General features: G+C 61.5%; 15 protein-coding genes and 2 pseudogenes. 9 read left to right on the top strand and 8 right to left on the bottom strand.

What is annotated here, in order from left to right; all coding sequences use genetic code 11:
• The first annotated feature begins 162 nt into the window (after positions 1-162).
• The 5 genes and pseudogenes from paoA to BA011_RS45240 all read left to right on the top strand — a co-directional run bounded on the left by paoA (position 163) and on the right by BA011_RS45240 (position 5,384).
• The gene (gene paoA / locus BA011_RS25210) at positions 163-810 is read left to right on the top strand and encodes an aldehyde dehydrogenase iron-sulfur subunit PaoA (protein ID WP_186806587.1); all 648 of its coding nucleotides are present in this window, start codon (positions 163-165) and stop codon (positions 808-810) included.
• Complete coding sequence (locus BA011_RS25205; protein ID WP_065282775.1) at positions 807-1,757, top strand: FAD binding domain-containing protein; 951 nt, start codon at positions 807-809, stop codon at positions 1,755-1,757. Before paoA ends, BA011_RS25205 begins: the two co-directional genes overlap by 4 nt.
• A 3-nt stretch (positions 1,758-1,760) precedes the next feature.
• A pseudogene (gene paoC, locus BA011_RS25200) lies at positions 1,761-3,957 on the top strand (aldehyde oxidoreductase molybdenum-binding subunit PaoC).
• Between the two features lie 55 nt (positions 3,958-4,012).
• Positions 4,013-4,942 carry an XdhC family protein gene (locus BA011_RS25195; RefSeq protein WP_065282774.1) on the top strand — a complete coding sequence of 310 codons (930 nt, stop codon included), beginning with the start codon at positions 4,013-4,015 and terminating at the stop codon, positions 4,940-4,942.
• Positions 4,935-5,384: an NTP transferase domain-containing protein gene (locus tag BA011_RS45240; protein WP_237352730.1), complete on the top strand. Its 450-nt coding sequence runs from the start codon at positions 4,935-4,937 to the stop codon at positions 5,382-5,384. Before BA011_RS25195 ends, BA011_RS45240 begins: the two co-directional genes overlap by 8 nt.
• Before the next feature lie 115 nt (positions 5,385-5,499).
• Here BA011_RS45240 and BA011_RS45235 read toward each other — a convergent pair.
• From BA011_RS45235 to BA011_RS25170, 5 genes and pseudogenes are all read right to left on the bottom strand, one after another.
• Positions 5,500-5,859 (bottom strand): annotated as a pseudogene (locus tag BA011_RS45235) (5'-methylthioadenosine phosphorylase); the annotation flags it as partial.
• Between the two features lie 307 nt (positions 5,860-6,166).
• The gene (locus BA011_RS25185; protein WP_065282772.1) at positions 6,167-6,967 is read right to left on the bottom strand and encodes an ABC transporter permease; all 801 of its coding nucleotides are present in this window, start codon (positions 6,965-6,967) and stop codon (positions 6,167-6,169) included.
• Positions 6,960-7,829 (bottom strand): ABC transporter permease, encoded by an 870-nt coding sequence (locus BA011_RS25180; RefSeq protein WP_062945225.1) that lies wholly within the window; start codon positions 7,827-7,829, stop codon positions 6,960-6,962. The genes BA011_RS25185 and BA011_RS25180 overlap by 8 nt, the downstream gene beginning before the upstream one ends.
• The gene (locus BA011_RS25175; protein WP_151343563.1) at positions 7,826-8,875 is read right to left on the bottom strand and encodes an ABC transporter ATP-binding protein; all 1,050 of its coding nucleotides are present in this window, start codon (positions 8,873-8,875) and stop codon (positions 7,826-7,828) included. Before BA011_RS25175 ends, BA011_RS25180 begins: the two co-directional genes overlap by 4 nt.
• A gap of 22 nt (positions 8,876-8,897) precedes the next feature.
• Entirely contained in the window at positions 8,898-9,941 is a 1,044-nt protein-coding gene (locus BA011_RS25170) for an ABC transporter substrate-binding protein (RefSeq protein ID WP_065282771.1), read from the bottom strand.
• Between the two features lie 197 nt (positions 9,942-10,138).
• Between BA011_RS25170 and BA011_RS25165 the strand changes: the two genes are divergently transcribed.
• Positions 10,139-11,158, top strand: a complete 1,020-nt coding sequence (locus tag BA011_RS25165) for a LacI family DNA-binding transcriptional regulator (RefSeq protein WP_065282770.1) — start codon at positions 10,139-10,141, stop codon at positions 11,156-11,158.
• Positions 11,159-11,263: 105 nt separating this feature from the next.
• Here BA011_RS25165 and BA011_RS25160 read toward each other — a convergent pair whose 3' ends face one another.
• The 3 genes from BA011_RS25160 to BA011_RS25150 form a co-directional block, all read right to left on the bottom strand.
• Entirely contained in the window at positions 11,264-12,409 is a 1,146-nt protein-coding gene (locus BA011_RS25160) for an FAD-dependent monooxygenase (protein ID WP_420493440.1), read from the bottom strand.
• A gap of 127 nt (positions 12,410-12,536) precedes the next feature.
• The gene (locus BA011_RS25155; protein WP_065282769.1) at positions 12,537-15,947 is read right to left on the bottom strand and encodes a molybdopterin cofactor-binding domain-containing protein; all 3,411 of its coding nucleotides are present in this window, start codon (positions 15,945-15,947) and stop codon (positions 12,537-12,539) included.
• Entirely contained in the window at positions 15,940-16,428 is a 489-nt protein-coding gene (locus BA011_RS25150) for a (2Fe-2S)-binding protein (RefSeq protein WP_065282768.1), read from the bottom strand. The genes BA011_RS25155 and BA011_RS25150 overlap by 8 nt, the downstream gene beginning before the upstream one ends.
• A 270-nt stretch (positions 16,429-16,698) precedes the next feature.
• On the opposite strand from BA011_RS25150, the gene BA011_RS25145 reads away from it, so the two are divergent.
• The 3 genes from BA011_RS25145 (at position 16,699) to BA011_RS25135 (ending at position 18,741) form a co-directional block, all read left to right on the top strand.
• Entirely contained in the window at positions 16,699-17,127 is a 429-nt protein-coding gene (locus BA011_RS25145) for a MarR family winged helix-turn-helix transcriptional regulator (protein WP_062945229.1), read from the top strand.
• A 76-nt stretch (positions 17,128-17,203) separates the two neighbouring features.
• A complete protein-coding gene (locus tag BA011_RS25140; RefSeq protein ID WP_065282767.1) occupies positions 17,204-17,893 on the top strand; it encodes a TetR/AcrR family transcriptional regulator in 690 nt (229 codons plus the stop codon).
• 146 nt (positions 17,894-18,039) lie between these two features.
• Entirely contained in the window at positions 18,040-18,741 is a 702-nt protein-coding gene (locus tag BA011_RS25135; RefSeq protein WP_151343641.1) for an Asp/Glu racemase, read from the top strand.
• Positions 18,742-18,743 lie beyond the last annotated feature (2 nt).

The raw sequence follows: 18,743 nt of genomic DNA, 5'->3' as shown, positions 1-18,743 counted from the left end.
AGGCAACTTCATTGAAGTCGTGGCTCGCGGCATCTTATGACCGCGGCTCGGGAAATTCATGAGCCAGATCGATAACCGTATGCAACGGAAGGGGTCTAATCAGGAGGCGGAGTTGCACTAAGTCTGCAGACGGCGTTGACGCGCCTATGTCCAACGAGCAAGGTGGAACAGTTCATGCCAAGCCAGACACAACTGGAAATTTCCCGGCGAGACCTACTTATCTCGTCGGCCGCGACGATTGCGGTCACCGGAGCCGTCGCGCCCGCGGCGGCACAGTCCCCAGGAAATGACATGGCCTATACATCCAAAGTTTCCTTCGCCGTGAACGGTGAGAAGCGCGATCTCGAGGTCGACAACAGAACGTCGCTGCTCGACGCACTGCGCGAGCACCTGCATCTCACAGGCACGAAGAAGGGATGCGACCACGGCCAATGCGGTGCATGCACCGTCATGGTCGACGGCCACCGCATCAACTCCTGCCTGACACTGGCGGTCATGCACGAAGGCGATCAAATCACCACGATCGAGGGCCTCGGCCAGCCTGAAAACCTTCATCCGATGCAGGCGGCCTTCGTGAAGCATGACGGCTTCCAGTGCGGCTACTGCACGCCGGGACAGATCTGTTCCTCCGTGGCGGTGCTCGAGGAGATCAAGGCGAACATACCAAGCCACGTCACTGGTGATCTTACGGCGCAGGCGGCCGTCACTCCGGCCGAGATCCGCGAACGCATGAGCGGCAATATCTGTCGATGCGGCGCCTATTCCAACATTGTCGATGCCATTTCGGAAGTCGCGGGGATAAAAGCATGAGAGCCTTCACCTATGAACGTGCCTCGTCCGTCGAGGCCGCGGCCAAGGCGGCTGCCTTAAATCCTGAAACCAAGTTCATCGCCGGCGGCACCAACCTCCTCGACCTGATGAAGCTCGAGATCGAAACGCCAACGCATCTGATCGACGTCAATGGTGTCGGCCTCGACAAGATCGAACCCACGCCGGAGGGCGGGCTTCGCATCGGCGCCTTGGTCCGCAACACCGATCTTGCAGCTCATGAGACCGTTCGCCGCGACTACGGCCTGATCTCCAGGGCGCTTGTCGCGGGTGCCTCCGGGCAACTGCGCAACAAGGCGACGACGGCCGGCAACCTCCTGCAGCGCACGCGCTGTCCCTATTTCTATGACCCGAACCAGCCGTGCAACAAGCGGCAGCCGGGCAGCGGCTGTTCCGCCATCGGCGGCTTCAGCCGCCAGCATGCCGTCGTCGGCACCAGCGAAGCTTGCATCGCCACTCATCCGAGTGACATGGCCATCGCCATGCGGGCGCTCGATGCTGTTGTGGAAACGGTCAAGGCCGACGGAAGTCGCCGTGCGATTGCGATCGCCGACTTTCATCGGTTGCCCGGCGACACGCCTGATATCGAAACCGTTCTTGAGCGCGGCGAGTTCATCACGGCGGTCCTGCTGCCACCCCCGATCGGCGGCAAGCACATCTATCGCAAGGTGCGAGACCGCGCCTCCTATGCCTTCGCGCTCGTCTCGGTCGGAGCCGTGATACAGCCGGATGGCACAGGACGGGTCGCCGTCGGCGGCGTCGCCCACAAACCGTGGCGCATCGAGGCCGCCGAAGCCGAGCTGCCGAAAGGCGCGCGGGCGGTGGCAGGCGTGCTTCTTGCCGGCGCCCGCCCGACCGAACAGAACCGTTTCAAGGTGGACCTAGTCGAGCGCACGCTCGGCGCGGTCATTGCCGAAGCAAGGGGTTGAGCCATGCAGTTCGATACGCCAGCGACAACCAACCCGATCGACAATCTGAAGGTCGTCGGCCAGCCGATCCACCGCATCGATGGTCAGCTCAAGACGACCGGCCGCGCGATGTACGCCTATGAGTGGCACGATCCGAATATGTCCTACGCCTATGGTTATCCTGTCGGTGCGGCCATCGCCAAGGGCCGCATCAGGTCCATGGACGTTTCCTCCGCCAAGACGGCTCCGGGTGTGCTTGCCGTCGTGACGACACTCGACGTCGGCGAGCGGAAGAAGGGCAGGTTCAACACCGCCAAGCTTTTCGGTGGCGACGAGGTTCAACACTATCACCAGGCAATCGCGGTTGTCGTCGCCGAGACCTTCGAGCAGGCACGCGCCGCAGCCTCCCTGATCAAGGTCGACTATGCCGAAGAAAAAGGTGTGTTCGACCTCGCCAAGGCAAAGGATTCAGCCGTCAAGCCGGATGAATCGCAGCAGCCAGATACCGCGGTCGGCGACTTCGAGGCTGCCTTCAGGTCAGCTCCCGTCACTCTCGACGCGTCTTACACGACGCCCGACCAGTCGCATGCGATGATGGAGCCGCACGCATCGATCGCAGCCTGGAACGGCGACGAGGTGACCGTCTGGACCTCCAGCCAGATGATCGACTGGTGGCGTTCCGACCTTGCGACGACGCTCGACATCGACAAGGAGAAGATCCACCTCATGTCGCCCTTTATCGGCGGCGGCTTCGGCGGCAAGCTGTTTCTGCGGGCCGATGCCGTGCTGGCCGTTGTCGGCGCGCGTGCGGTAAAACGGCCCGTCAAGGTCGCCTTGCCCCGCCCCTTCCTGATAAACAACACCACCCACCGGCCGGCGACGATCCAGCGGATCCGCATTGGAACCGAGCGTGACGGCAAGATCACCGCCATTGCGCACGAAAGCTGGTCCGGCGACCTTCCGGGCGGCGGACTGGAGACCGCCGTCAACCAGACGCGGCTCCTCTATGCGGGTGCGAACCGGATGACCGCGATGCGACTGGCGACGCTCAACCTCCCGGAGGGCAATGCCATGCGCGCTCCGGGCGAAGCCCCCGGATTGATGGCGCTCGAAATCGCCATCGACGAGATTGCCGAAAAAGTTGGGATCGATCCTGTGCAGTTTCGGATCGTCAACGACACGCAGGTCGATCCGGAAAAGCCGCAGCGGCCTTTTTCCCAGCGCAATCTCGTCGGCTGCCTGACGCTCGGTGCCGAGCGGTTTGGCTGGGGTGAAAGGGGAACCGGGTTCCAGGCGGGACGGCAGCTGGCTGGTCGGCATGGGCGTTGCCGCTGCCTTCCGCAACAACCTCGTCCTTCCCTCCGGAGCCCGGGTAAAACTCGACCGGGAAGGCGTCGTGACGGTCGAAACCGACATGACCGACATCGGGACGGGCAGCTACACGATCATCGCCCAGACGGCCGCCGAGATGATGGGAGTCACGATCGACAAGGTCGCCGTCCAATTGGGCGACTCGCGTTTTCCGGTGTCGGCGGGTTCGGGCGGTCAGTTCGGCGCCAATTCTTCTACGTCAGGCGTCTACGCCGCCTGCGTCAAGTTGCGTGAGGCCATCGCCAAGAAGCTCGGCTTCAACTCCGAAGACGTCGTCTTCGAGAATGGCGCGGTGCGGTCGGGCAATCGCTCGGTGCCTCTTGCCGAGACTGCCGGTCCGGATGGTCTTGTCGGCGAGGACACCATCAAGTGGGGCGAGCTTACCGAGACGCATCAGCAATCGACATTCGGCGCGCACTTCGTGGAGGTTGGCGTCGACATTGCCACGGGAGAAAGCCGCATTCGCAGGATGCTCGCAGTCTGCGCGGCGGGTCGGATCCTCAACCCGATCACGGCCCGCAGCCAGGTCATCGGCGCGATGACGATGGGGGCGGGCGGCGCGCTGTCCGAGGAATTGGCGGTTGACACCCGCCGCGGCTTCTTCGTCAACCACGATCTCGCCAGCTACGAAGTGGCGGTGCATGCCGACATTCCGCACCAGGAGGTGATCTTCATGGACGAGACCGATCCGATGTCCTCGCCGATGAAGGCGAAGGGCGTCGGCGAGCTTGGCCTTTGCGGCGTCGCGGCAGCAATCGCCAACGCCGTCTACAACGCGACCGGCGTCAGGGTTCGGCACTATCCACTGACGCTTGACAAGCTCATCGGCGGCTTGCCGGACGTGGCCTAATTATGTCGACGGCGGTCCGAAAGCCGGACCGCCGTTAATTCCTGTAGGATTTCCCATGCATCAGACACTTGCGCCCATCACGGCGCCAATTCCCGTCAGGGCATCGTCCACCGACGATCCGGCGGAACTGCTTCGCTTCGCGATAGACGCCCAGGGTCTTGGCGCGACGGCACTTGCCACCCTTGTCGACATCCGCGGCGGCGCTGCGCGGGCGCTCGGCGCTCATATGGCGGTTGCCGCGGACGGGCGGTTCTGCGGCTATGTCTCCGGCGGATGCGTCGAAGCCGCCGTCGCTTCCGAAGCGCTTCTGGCCATGGCGCAAGGGCGCGACCGCACGGTCAAGTTCGGCGATGGCTCTCCCTTCTTCGACATTGTCCTTCCCTGCGGCGGCGGGATCACCGTTGCAATCCATGTCCTCAAAGATGTCGGCGCTTTGCGGCATGTTCTGGATCGTCTCGAACGGAGGCAGGCAGCCCGCCTTGCATATTCGCCAGAGCGGCAGACCCTCGAACCGGTAGACCCACTGCCACGGGCATGCTGGCTCGAGCGGGAGTTCGTGACCGTCTACCGTCCCCGCACCCGCGTCGTCCTTTCCGGGCAGACGATCGAAGCGCAGGCCGTTGCACGACTGGCCGAGGCTTCCGGCTACGACGTGATCGTCAGGGAACAGGGCGAGGGGGGCAGGGTCGCAGCCGAGATCATCGACCCCTTCACGGCCGTTGTGCTCCTGCATCATGACCTCGACGCCGAAGCCGCCATTCTCGAGACTGCGCTTCACTCGCCTGCCTTTTACATCGGCGCACTCGGCAGCGCGCGGACGCATCATCGGCGTGTCGAGCGATTGACAGCCATGGGGTTCAGACGCGACGACATCGGTCGTATCAAGGCGCCCATCGGGATGTTCGGCCCGACGCGAGATGCAACCTCGCTCGCCCTGTCGGTTCTGGCGGATGTCGCCGCGGCAAGACTGGTGGCTTATGCGTAAGGCGTCAGTCGCGATCGTCATTCTCGCTGCCGGCAAGGCAAGCCGGATGGGTGAGGGCGGGAAGCATAAGCTGCTGGGCGAGCTCGACGGCGTGCCGCTCGTGCGGCGGTCAGCATTGACCGCGCTCGGTGCGGATGCCGCGTCCGTTATTGTCGTCACGATTGCAGTGACTTTTATCCGACACTGTGGTGTCGACATTATCCCGGAGAGCTCGTCAAAATCCGAGCCGCTCACGCCCCCGCTATCTGATGGGGGACATGGGTACCTTGAAGAAAACGTTGCTGCTCATCTGATGGCCCATCACCTCTGGGCACCGTTCAGAAGCGAATGTAACGTTCTTCAGGCTGGGGCGATTTTAGCGCTTGGCAGCCGCAGGACGAGTCTGACGGCAGTCGTGCTGCCGTTTCCAGGGCGACGCGCGAGGCTAGCATGGACAAGCTAGGCAGCACGCCTTCCTGGAGCAAGGTGCCGCGGCTCCGATCCATATAGTCATTAAATCCGGCTGTGACGAATGCGCACGGCACGAAGCACGCGCCGATCTCGCGCGATAGCGTCGCTTCGGGCGCTATCGAATGGTTGATCACATCTGCGCCCATCGAGCGAAAGGCCAGCGCCTCCGCGGGACTTGTCAGGCGCGGCCCATAGGCGTGCGCCGCAACCAACCCTTGTTCGATGCCATGGACACGGCAGGATGAGGGCCAGAGGCTGCGGGCCGTGTCTGCCAAGACGGCGGCGCAATGCGGGCAGACGATCTGTTTGCCGGAACAATCGAAACGCTGCCGGCCAGGAAGAAGTGAGTACGGGGTCTGGGTCAACTCGATGATGTCGGCATTGATCACCATATCACCAGGCTGAATGGCCTTGTTGACAGCACCAAGCGTCGAGCAGGACAGCACGTGACGAACACCAGATTCCATGAGGACCCAGAAAGCGCGTTGATGGCAGGAGTGGTCTATGCGATCGCGGGGATTGCCATGGGAATACATGCAGAGCGCGCGCTTGCTCTGTCGATCCTGCACAATGCTTGCGTCGAATTCCAGGAGTTTCCAGTTCTCCGACACACCATAGGGGGTATCGAACGATAGGTCACGGGCGAGCACGCGAACCCCCGCCATGGCGACATCCTCGGGAAAGGCAAGGCCCCAATTGGCTGAACCGGTGATGATCGCCAGCTCGGTCTTCGGAATGACGGGAGTAATTGCAGGATCAGTCATGGATTATCTTTCACGGCGTCTGACGGCGTTCGCGCAAGTTGAAAAACAAGAGCGCGACGGAGATCAGGAGAGTCCAAAAGGTGGAAATGGCGGCAATGGTCGGGTCGATCTGATCCCGCAGGGACATGAACATGAGCTTCGGCAAGGTGCTGCTTGGGCCGTTGGCCACGAAGATCGAGATGACCGCCTCATCAAGGGACGTCAGGAACGCCATCAATGCGGCGGTCATTAAGCTGAGGCCCAGCTGCGGCAGTATGATGCCGCCCATGGTGCGGAACCACCCCGCCCCAAGGCTGCGGGCCGCTTGGGCCTGAGCCCAGTCGAACCGATTGATGGCGGGGTAGAGCACGATCACCACCACCGGAATTGCCAGAACCACATGTCCCACGAGCACGCCGGTAAGGGTCCCCACGAGGCCGAGCTTCGCGAGGATAAAGAAGAGCCCGATCGCCAGAAGGATGCCGGGCGTCACCGACGGAGACAGGAGAAAACCGTAGATCGCTCCCGCGCTTCGCCCGCCGAACCTGTTGATGGCGAAACATGCCAGAAAGCTGATCGGCACCGCAATCGCGGCCGTCAGCACACCCAGAAGCAGGCTGGTTCTCAACGCAGCCATCCACACGGCCGACGAGAAGAAAGCCTCGTACCAGCGAAGCGACCAGGCCCTCGGCGGAAATTCCAGGAGATCCGAGGCCGAAAAGGACAGTGGCACCACGATCAAAGTGGGCAGCATGAGAAAGACGAGAACGAGTGCTGAGAAGATCCAAAGGGCCACCTTGGTCAGTCGGCTGCCGTAATAGGCGTCAAGCATGGCGTGCACCCTTCATCAGAAACCAGCGGAGGCCGAACAGCATGCCACCAGTTAGCAGCACCAGAACAAGGAGCAGAACGCCAAGCGCGCTGGCCGAACCCCAGTCCTGAAATGTCGAGAGGGTGCGATCGATGCGGACGGAGATCGGGTTGACTTTGCCGCCCCCAAGAATTGCAGGCGTGATGAAGAAACCAAGCGTGTAGATGAATACGATGGTTGAGCCTGACAGGATTCCGCCGGCTGAAAGCGGCAGGATGATGGTTCGCACGCAGTGCCAGAGGCTCGCACCCATACTGGCGGAAGCGCGGATCACATTGTTGTCGATATCTCGCATCGCGGCATAGATCGGCAGAACGAAGAGCGGCAGCATGTAGTGAACCATGCCGATCAGCGTGCCGGTGAAATTGTAGGCCAGCGGCAAAGGCGTGTCCGTGAGGCCGAGGCTCTGCAAGGTAGAATTGACGAGACCGTCACGCCGCAGGAGTACCAGCCAGCCATAGGTGCGGACCAGGATGGATGTCCAAAGCGGCAGCATGATCAGGATCAGGACCCTGTTTGCGATGCGCGTTTTGGTGCTGGCCAAGGTCAATGCCAAAGGAATGCCAAGGACCATGCAGATGACCAACGTCGCGCCAGACAAGGCGAGGGTGGTGCCGACCGCGGACCAGGTGAGACCGCTCGAAAGGATCTTTTCGTAATTGGCGGTCGTTAAGTCGCCCGCCATGGTCAGGAACGATTGGCGCAGGATCCATATCACCGGCAGGATAGCCGCCAGACCGACAAGCACCAAGGCCGGCACGGCAAGCGACAGGAAGAAGCGGCGTTCTCGCCGGACGTCCTGCAAAAGAGCTGCAGTGTTCATTTCCCGGCCCCCTCGGGCAATCTATGCACGCTCGCGGCCGCCGCATAGGCGGTTATCACCTGACCGGTTTTCAGCTCAGCGCAGCCCGCAGCGCGGGTTGCGGGCACGCTCAACATGACCAGAGCGCCGGCCTCGGTTTCCACATTGAGAAGCCAATTCTCGCCGCGGAAAGCCTTGGCGGAGAGGCTGCCTGTGATCGCGATCGCGTCAGGTTCCGCATCGGCGGCGTCAAGATGGAAACTTTCTGCCCTGATCATTGCAAATCCCTGAGGGGCTTGCGTCGATCCGTTCATCCGCGTCAGGCTTGCTGCGGGAAGAATGTTGGCTTCGCCCATGAATTCCGCGACGAAGCGGTTGGTCGGATGATGATAGATCTCGGAGGGTGCGCCGATCTGCTGGATCTCGCCGGCATCCATAACTGCAATTCGGTCGGACATCGTCAGTGCCTCCCTCTGATCATGCGTCACATAGATCGTCGTGATACCGAGATCGTCGTGCAGGCGTCGGATTTCGAACTGCATGTGTTCACGCAGGTTCTTGTCCAGCGCGGAGAGGGGCTCGTCCATCAGCATGACACGCGGCTCGAATACAATGGCACGCGCCAGTGCAACGCGCTGCCGCTGGCCGCCCGACAGGGCGGCGATGTTGCGGTCGCCGTAACCTGATAGCTCGACCCTAGCCAAGGCGCCCATTGCCCGCTCGCGAGCCTCGACCTTTGGCACATGACGCAGCATCAGTGGATACGCTACGTTGGCAAGCACGCTCATGTGTGGGAAGAGCGCGTAATTCTGGAAGACGATTCCGATTTCCCTTCTTTCCGGGGACAGCCGGGTGACATCCCGGCCGCCGATGGTTAGGGAGCCGCTATCCGGACGGACAAACCCCGCAAGTGCCATCAACAGCGTTGTCTTGCCCGATCCTGAAGGACCGAGCAGGGTGAGGAATTCGCCGGCAGCAACCTCCAGCGAAACATCGTTCAGCGCCACATAGGAACCGAAGACTTTCCTTACGGTGTCGATGGTTATGGGAAGCGAGGTTATGGCCATCTTGATACCTGCTCCCTGTCCGTCAACGGTTCATCATTTCGTCGAAGGCGACCTGGGCAGCTTCACCATTTTTCAGCCACCAGTCGGCCTTGGAGAAAACGGAAGTCTCGACATTGCCGGGAGCGGTGGCGAGGAGTTGCATCCGTTCCGCCGGGATCAATCCACCCTCATAGGCCTTCGGGTTGACCGGTCCATAAGCGATGAAATCCGTCAGCTTCGCGCCTCTTTCTGGCTTCGTCATCGCCGCGATGAGCTTCATGGCGGCATCCTTGTTTGCCGCGCCTTTCGGAACGGCAAGGCAGTCTGTACCGATGACTGAGCCCTTGAAACTGTAGTCGGCAGCACCGCCGTCTGTCTTGACGCTTTGGGCGCGACCATTCCAGGTGACGACCAGATCGGCTTCGCCGTCCTTCAGGATCTGGGCCGATTGCGCACCCGACGTCCACCAGATCGCAACATTTGGCTTCAGCTCTTCGAGACGGGCGATTGCACGCTCCAGCCCCCCTGATGCGCTCAGGACGTTGTAAACTTCATTTGGCGCCACCCCTTGCGAGAGAAGTGCTATCTCTATGAGATCCTGCGCATTGGCGCGTAGCGCGCGGGTTCCGGGAAATGCCTTGACGTCCCAGAATTCGGCCCAGGTCTTCGGCGGATTGTTGCCGATGGTCTTTGTGTTCCACGCCATCACAGTGCCGTAGGAACTGAAGGGATAGCAGTACTCCGATTGCGCGCCTGCCGGCAGTGATTTGCCGTCGATGACGGAATAGTCCAGCGGCTCCAGCAGTCCTTGAGCGGCAGCCTGCGCACCTTCCGGCGACCCGAGGTGGATAATGTCGGTCGTGACTGCACCTGAAGTGACCTGCATTTTGAGTGCTGCAAAGCCGTCGCTCTGGGTTTCTTCACGCACGTCGAGGCCAAGCTCGCGGGCCGCAGGTTCCCACATGGCTTGTTTCATGGCGGTTCCATAGTCCCCGCCGGCGGTTGTGATGGTCAGTGTCTGTGCAGCCAGCGGGCCGGCGGCGGTCATGGCGATAGCAGCCACGGATAGGCGCAGCATACGAAACATTCGATATCTCCTTTGTTCACCTCTGAATGACGATTCTTGGGGTCTAACGCCCGATTTTTCGAAATCGTAACGTTACGATTGATAGATGTCGGCGCTTTCGTCAAGTGGAATCTTGTCCCTCAACCATCCCACTTCCAATCTTCCGGCGGAAAGGGCAGTGTATTGAAGAAGCGAACCACGGAAGATTGACAGACGCGATGGCAGTGAATTCGAGACCCAATCTGAGGCAGATCGCGACAGAGCTAGGTCTTTCGGTGACGACAGTTTCCAGGGCATTGAAGGACGGACCGGAGGTTCATCCAGACACCATCAAGCGTGTAAAGGCTGTCGCCAACGCTGCGGGCTATGTCCCGAACTTCCATGGCAGGGCTTTGCGCACAGGTCTCACACAGGCGCTGACCGCAATACTTCCGATGGAAACCCGCGACTACCTGTCGGACATCGCGAAGCTGCCACTGATCGAAGGGCTGACGCTCGCCGCACGAGAACACGGGTATAGCCTCTCGATATATTCCACGACACCCGAGGAAGATCCGCAGGAGAATCTCAGTCGACTGATCCATGCCGGCGGCGCCGATGGAATCGTGATTACCCGAATGGTCTCGGAAGATCCGCGCATACCGTTTCTCCTCGACCGCAGCATTCCGTTCATCGCCTTCGGCCGCAGCGGCAGTGCGCTCGACTACGCTTTCGTGGATGTCGATAACGAGGGCATAGCCTTCCAGGCCGCCAATATGCTGCTCGAACGAGGGTGCCGGCGCATTGCGCTTCAACTGCTGACCCGCGAGGACCAGTACAGCACCGTGCGTATGGCCGGTTATGCCAAGGCCATGACTGGAGCGGGGCTTTCAATCGATCCTCAGCTGATCGGGCACGAGGATTTCACCATGGAGGCGAGTGAACGCTGGGTCGCGCGTCTGCTGGATCTTCCGGAACCGCCGACAGGCCTGGTCTGTGCCAACGAACTCGGCCTTCTCGGAGCGCTGAGTGCTGCGCGCCGAAAAGGCCTGACCGTTGGTCGCGATTTTCACATCGTAGTTCGTGACAACACGCATATGTGTCGCTACCTGTCCGCCCCTCTCATCGCCCATACCGTCGATATGGTGGCCGTCGGGCGCAGCCTGGTCGAGGGGCTGGTACGCCAGATCGAGCGGCCGGACGCCCCTCACATGCAATTGGTCGTGGATGGAAAAGTCGAGTTTATCGCAAACGCCTGATGCCCGGGCCATCGCTCCGAACAACAAAACAGCTGCATGGCCGGCCGGACTATTTCCGGCAGGCCCGCTCGGCGCCTTGTTTCGAAAGTGTGAACGGTCGCTGGTTCAGCCGAGGGGGGCGGTCAGCGGGTCGTAGGCATAGACCCAAGCAGGATCTTCCGGCTGCTTCAGCCAGGTGTTGGCGTTGGATATGGTCTGCACCTTGGTGGCCCGTTCACGCCGTGTAGCCTCATAAAGCGAGAAGGCGTCCCTATAGTCAGCCATGCCGCTTTCTTCGAGGCATCGCACCAGGATCGCTGCGTCCTCGATGGCCATACAGGCGCCCTGCGCCATATGCGGACGCATGGGGTGGCATGCGTCACCCAGCATCACGAGACGGCCACGGCTCCAAAGGTTTAATGGGTCGCGGTTCCAGAAAGGCCATTTCGTGACGGTTTCGGTGGCATCGACCAGTGCCTGCACCATCGGATGGGAACCTCCGAATATCGCTTCCATCTCCTCTCGCGAACTGTCGACGAAACTGGTTTCATGCTCCCAGCTGTCCACCGGCACGCCGGTGACATAATAATATTCGCTGCCATTGCCCTTGGTGGCATAGGCCATGATGTGGCGAGAGGCTTCCCACCACCATTTGACGCAAGCTTCGAACTCGAGGCCGGAACCACCCAGCTTGTCCATGTTGACGAGAGCGCGGTGGCCGATCCAGCCGGAGAAGCGCGGTTTTTCGGGCCCGAGCAGCATGTCGCGGATCATGGAATTGATGCCGTCGGCGCCGACGACAAGACCGGCAGCAACCCGCCGTCCATTCTCGAATGTGAGCAGCACGTCGGTCTCGCGCTCCTCGATGCCGGTCAGGCGGTGGCCGAAATGAACCTTGTCCTGCGGCAGCGCGTCTATCTGGACCGCATGCATGTCGCCGCGGTGGATGGTGATGTAGGAGGCACCGTATTCCTTGCGGCCATAATCGCCGAGAGGAATGCGCGAGAGATAGTCGCCGGTCATGCCATCACGGGAGAACCAGAAATCCGGATGGGAGCCGATCTGCTCCAGCTTCTTCTCAATGCCGATGCGGCGGAAGATTTTCATCACGTTCGGGCCAATGTGAATGCCGGCGCCCAGACGCGTGAAGGCGGGGGCCTGTTCGAAGCTATGCACGGAGAACCCGGCGCCGGCCAGCAGGGCTGCTGCCGCGGCGCCGCCAAGGCCCGCTCCGATGACGGCGATCTCGACCTTCTCAATATTCATGCTCATGGGTTTGTCCTTCTTCTGTCAGGCATATTGTTGGCTAACAAACAATGCTAATGCGAACCGGCCGTTGTCGTTGTCGGAAGTGAACCCTGATCGGCCGGGGACCCAGCGCGATCGCGGTCCTCCGGCGCTACCAGGGTGGCAAATCGGGGGCGAAGCGCTGCCGCAGATAGCTAGCGAGGGCTTCCCGCTCCGTGTCTGTGAATTCGCCGTTAAAGGACGGCATGTCGCGCAGATCCAGCCCGTCCGGCGCCTTCAGACCCTCGTCCAGAACGGAGAAGAGGGCATCGGGCAGGGGCGCGCGCAGTGCCGCCGACCGGCTGATCGGCGCAAGAGCCGCCGTGACTGTCCCGGCAAGCGCGGGCTCATGGCAGACGGCGCAGGCGCTTTCGTAGATCCGGCTGGCCCGCGAGGGTGCAAGTCTGGCCTCAGGCACGGACACGGCGGGTGCGGTATCAATTCCGCTCAATGAGGCCAGATACGTGGCCATAGCGCGGATATCACCATCAGGCAGGGCGGTAAGGCTGGCAGCGACTTCCGCCATCGGGCCGGATGCAGTTGCTGCTTCGGAATGCCCGCGGCGCAGATAGGAAAACAGCGTGTCTTCGTTCCAGCCGCGGGCGGCGGCCAGCGGCCCGGCAAGGGCCGGGGCATACCAGCCCTTGATCATGGCTCCGGTCAGCTCGGGCAGTTCTGCGCCGGCGATATTGCGCGGGGCATGGCAGGCGGAACAGTGGCCCGCCGCCTCGACCAGATATTTGCCGCGGTTCCATGTCTCGCTACGGACCGGATCGGGCGTGAAGGGCGCGGCGTCGTGATAGAGCCAGTTCCATGCGGCGAGGGCCGGGCGCAGGTTGGTCGGCGCGATCATTCGTGACGGTGGCGTTTCCTGGCGCACGGGCGTCAGCGTCTGGATGTAGGCGTAAAGCGAGAGCATGTCCTCGCTGTTGATCCTGGCAAAGGACGTGTAGGGGAAGGCCGGGTAGAGGTTATGGCCATCGCGGCTGATGCCATGACGCATCGCACGCTCGAACGCCTCGAAACTCCAGCGGCCAAGACCTGTTTCCGGCTCGGGGGTAATATTGGTGGAATAGACCGTGCCGAAGGGGGTGACCATTGGGCGCCCGCCTGCATTGGGCAGCCCACCATCGGCGGTGTGACATGTGGCGCAGTTACCAAGCGCAAACACCTGCCGGCCACGTTCGAGTGTCTCCTTGGAGAAAATGCCGGACGCAGGCGCAGCGGAAGGTGCAATGGACCGATTGAGCGGCAGGGCGATCGTACCCATCGCAAGCATGCCGCCGATGACGGCGCCAAGCCCGAGCAGTTTCTTGCGCAGCGGGCTCCGGCTCCGGAGCGGGCGAGCCTCTGCGGCGGCGAGGGCGGGCATGGTCCCCGAAGCTGCGAGCGCTGCGCGCATTTTCTCCGGTGTAAACGGCACTTCGCGCATGCGCACGCCCGTTGCGTCGAAAATAGCATTGGCGATGGCCGCCGCACTCGGCACCGCCGCGCTTTCGCCAACGCCGAGCGGAGGATCGTCCGGCCGCGCGATCAGCATGGTCTCGATCTCGGGCACGGCAGGAAAAGTCTGGATCGGATAAGCCGCCCAGCTTCGCGGTGTGGGAGAAATTTCGTTGAAGGTGACTTCCTCGAGCAGCACCCGGCTTGCCGTCTGAATGGCATTGCCATGGATCTGCTGGCGCACGCCATCCGGATTGATGACGAGTCCCTGATCCTGGCCGATGAAGATGCGGGTGAGCGCGACCTCGCCGGTTTCCGTGTCCACAGCGACATCCACCACCCAGGCGGCGGAAGCCGCCGCCGTGCCGGGGAAGGTGCCATGCACATAGGTGGCGAAGGCAAAACCCTGACCGAAGGCCATACGACCTTCGCGACGCAGGCGCGGACCGACGCGCTCCGCCCATCCTGCCTGTTCGGCCGTGCGGCGGACAAGATCGGCCTCCCGCGGATCGTCGAGATGACGCAGCCGGAAGGCAACCGGATCCTCGCCGGCCTCGTAAGCCATTTCATCCACGAAACTCTCATGGGCAAAGGTGTTGGGCAGGGCGGAAACACCGCGCATCCATGCAGCCCGCACGATCGGCGCCATGTCATGCACCGTGATGCGCCTGTGAGGGACCCGATAAGGCGGGATAATGGTGCGGTCGCCCATGTCGGAAGGTCGCGCCTCCGAGCTGGTGCTGCCTGTCAGCAGCAGCGACAGGTTCGGCCCCCGGTTGGATGGATACCAGGTGTCGATGGCATAGGCATGCAGCGCGCCGGCCTTTAGCCCACCGTTCACCTCCATGAGTTGCGCGGCGCCTTTGGGCTCCCAAAGATGCTCCTGCGCGCGGGTGAGCTGGACCCTGACTGGCCGGCTGGTGGCGCGCGACAGAAGCAACGCGTCGCCGCAAACATCGTCGGCGCAATTGCGCCCGTAGCAGCCGGCAGCCTGATAGCGGCGGATTTCGATCCGCTCAGTCGGCACTCCGACAAGGATGGCCAGATCATCGCGCAGCATGTGCGGGTTCTGCGTGCCGGACCAGACCAGTGGCGTGCCTCCGTTCCAGTCGGCGATGGCGCAGGACGGGCCGATGGAACCGTGTTCGTGATAAGGCCAGACATAGGTGCGTTGCCGGGCCACGTCGCATTCGGCAATAGCCCGGTCAAAATCACCGGCACGATCAAGACTGCGCGGCGTGGAGGGATGATCCTTCAGCGTCTGGCGCAGATCGGCCATGTCAGGGATGTCAGGCGGCAGGTGCCAATGCGCCGGCAAGGCCTCCGCGATGAGTTGGGCCTGGTCGGCCCGCTCTGCCACCACACCAAGGAAATCGCCGTGGCGGACGACCGCGATGAAACCGGGAAGGTTTCGCACGGCGGCTTCGTCGTAACGGATGAGGCTGTGTCCGACGAAGGCTCCGCTGTCGCGTCCGGCATAAGGCGGCCGGATGACATGGCCGTGCACCATACCCGCAATGTCTACGTCATGAATGTAGGGATGTGTCCCGCGCAGCTTGTCCGAAAGGTCACGGCGTCCGGTCCTTTGGCCGACGATGCGATAGTTCGCCGGAGGCTTGACCGGAGTTGTCCGGTCGAGCTTGAGCGCAACATCCTGTCCGGCAATCAGGTCACCATAACCACAGGATTTGTCTTGCCAGCCGACGCAGCCTGCCTCGATCGCGATGCCATCTATGGGGGCGTTGAAGCGACGGGCAGCCTCCGCCGCCAGGAAGAGGCGGGCCTGGGCGGCTGCCAGGCGCAGCGGAATGGCGGCGACCTGGATCGTTTCGGACGCGATGGTCGGCCCCTGGTCCGGGGTCGAAGCCGTATCGCCAAGCACCATATGCACCGCACTCAACGGCAGATCCAGTTCCTCCGCGACGATCTGGGAGAGCGCAGTGTCGATGCCGGTGCCAAGATCCACGTGGCCGTTGTAACCAGTGGCAACACCACGCTCGTCCATTCTCAGGAAGACGGCCGGGCCGACCGAGAATTCGTCATAGATCGAGAGGCTGCCGGGGGGAAGACTTTCAGTCATGCTGGGCTCCACGCATCAGCTCGGCCGCGCGTTCGACGGAAGCGATGATCTCCAGATGCGTTCCGCAACGACAAAGATTGTGGCGCAGAGCCGCGCGAATGTCTTCTCGCGTCGGTGACGGGTTATTTCGCAGGAGCGCGGCAGCGGTCATGACCATTCCGTTCAGGCAGTATCCGCATTGCGCGCCTTCGCACTCGAGAAAGGCCCTCTGGACCAAAGAAAGAGCTCCGGTCACAGGATCGGCTAGGCCTTCGAGCGTGGTAACGTCATGTCCAACGGCACGTTTTGCACGCAGCATGCATGCCCGTGCCGGCGAACCGTCGATGAGCACGGTGCAGGCGCCGCATTGCGCCTTGCCGCAGCCATACTTTGCCCCCTTGAGACCGAGTTCATCTCTCAAGACGTCGAGAAGTGTTCGTTCCCCGGGATGCTGAAGGAGGCGCACTGTCCCATTCACCGTCAGTTCGAGCGTATTCGTCATCGGTTCCCTCGGGCTCTCTTTTTGACCCTTGTCCGGAATTCAGCAGAAAACTTGTTTGTATGCAAACGAATTTGCGCGGCACCAGCGGATTTTTTGCATAATCGGCAGGCAATAAACGCGGTTGTTGGATTTTTAAGCAGTCTGTACCCCGCGCTTGCCTTTGCTGCGCCAGCGGCCGCTTCATCGACAGCGCATGCGGGATTCCGGCTTGACGTCAGGCATTGGGATGTTGCAGTTCGACCATGTTTCTTCAGAAGCTGGAAATCGCCGATGACCGACCCGAACGAAAGTTACGTCCTTGACGAGCAGGTCGGCTTCTTGCTGCGTCTCGCCTATCAGAGGCATATGGCCCTCTTCATGGAACGTATGACGGGCGGATTGACGCCGACGCAATTCTCCACACTCTACCGGCTGCGTGAGGCGTCGGAGCCGCTTTCGCAAAACGCTCTCGGCCGTCTTGTCGGGATGGATGGCGCCACCACCAAGGGCGTCGTGTCGCGCCTGCTGGCGAGAGATCTGATCCATGTGGAGAAGGACGGCGAAGATCGAAGACGCTACACGCTCTTCATCACCGACACCGGCTGCCGGCTGCTCGATGCAGTGCTGCCGGACGTGAAAGGCAGCAGCGAGACTACGCTTGCCCCTTTAGCGCCTTCGGAAAGGGAGCAACTTCTGCAGTTGCTGAAACGTCTGATATAAAATTATACATTAAGATAATAAACGGCCTAAACACTGCCAGTGAAAAAGCGCGCAAGCGCCTGACGAGGACGATCGCGTGGCCGAGCAAAAGCTCCAAACAAAAAACCGCAGTCCGGGGCGACCTCCGAGAACCGATAGCTTTGGGAAGGCCTCGGACTTGCGCGACAGTATTTTGGATCATGCCGAATTGGCGTTCGCGGAAGCAGGCTTCGAAGGTGCCAATCTGCGGGAAATTGCCTCTCTTGCGGGGGTCAATCAGGCGCTGATCCGGTATTATTTCGGCTCGAAGGCCGACCTCTTCGATGAATGCTTCAGGCGGCGCGGCGGAGTTTTGGCGGGACATAGACACGTCAACCTGGATCGGCTTTTAGAGATCAGCGAAAACCCATCGGTCGAGGATCTTGTTTTTGCCTACCTCAAACCACAGTGGGACATGAAGTATTCGAGCCCCAATGGCGCAGCCTTCGTCGCGATGCAGGCGCGGCTGCATGCTGAGCCTGAGGAGCATGCGCTACGTCTTCGAAGGGAAGTCTACGACGCTTCGGTCAAGCGCTATATATCGGCGCTTTCACAGGTGCTGCCGCAGGTTCCCAAGGACATCATCAGCGTGCGTATGGCCTTTCTTGTCGGCGCATATCTTTTCATGCTCAACGACTTGGGGCGCATCAGCGATCTCACCGAAGGTCACCTGATATCCTTCGGCAAGGACGAAATGCTCGACCAGCTCGTCCGCTTCCTCGCAGCGGGACTGCGCGCACCCGTCTAGACGGCCGCTGCCCAATTCCTAGGCCAGCCGAAAATTTGTGCTTGTTATTATTCAAATGAATAATTAACATCCCTCCATCAGATCGATGGAGCCATGCAATGAGAACCTATCGGATCGGCCAGATCGTCCCGAGCTCGAACGTTACGATGGAGACGGAAATCCCGGCGCTGCTGCGTGCACGCGAGATGATCGCGCCCGAACGCTTCACCTTTCATTCCTCGCGCATGCGGATGAAGCACGTGACGAAGGAGGAGCTGGCGGCCATGGATGCAGACAGCGACCGCTGCGCGCTAGAACTTTCCGATGCCCGGGTCGATGTGATGGGTTATGCCTGTCTGGTGGCAATCATGGCGATGGGGCTCGGATATCATCGCCAAAGCCAGGCGCGCCTGCATGGCATCACGGTCGCGAACGGCAATCCGGCGCCGGTGGTGACGTCTGCCGGAGCGCTCGTAGACGGCCTCAAGGCTATCGGCGCCAAGCGCATCGCGCTGGTGGCGCCTTACATGAAGCCGCTCACGGAGTTGGTCGTTTCCTACATTCGCAACGAAGGGATCGAAGTCTCGGACTGGCGCGCGCTGGAAATCCCGGACAACTTGGCTGTGGCCGCCCATGACCCGATGAACCTGCCGGAAATCGTCAAGGGCATGAAAACCAACGACGTGGATGTCGTGGTGCTTTCGGCTTGCGTCCAGATGCCGTCACTGCCGGCCGTTTCCATGGTCGAGGCGATGACGGGCAAGCCGGTTCTGACGGCCGCCATTGCCACCACCTGGCAGATGCTGCAGGCCCTTGATCTAAATAGGTGGGTACCGGGCGGCGGCACACTGCTGTCCGGCGCCTATTGAGG

It is taken from the genome of Rhizobium leguminosarum, assembly GCF_001679785.1.
Classification (GTDB): domain Bacteria; phylum Pseudomonadota; class Alphaproteobacteria; order Rhizobiales; family Rhizobiaceae; genus Rhizobium; species Rhizobium leguminosarum_R.
Note: the sequence above shows the minus strand (reverse complement) of the source record. Positions and strands in the feature narration are given on the sequence as shown.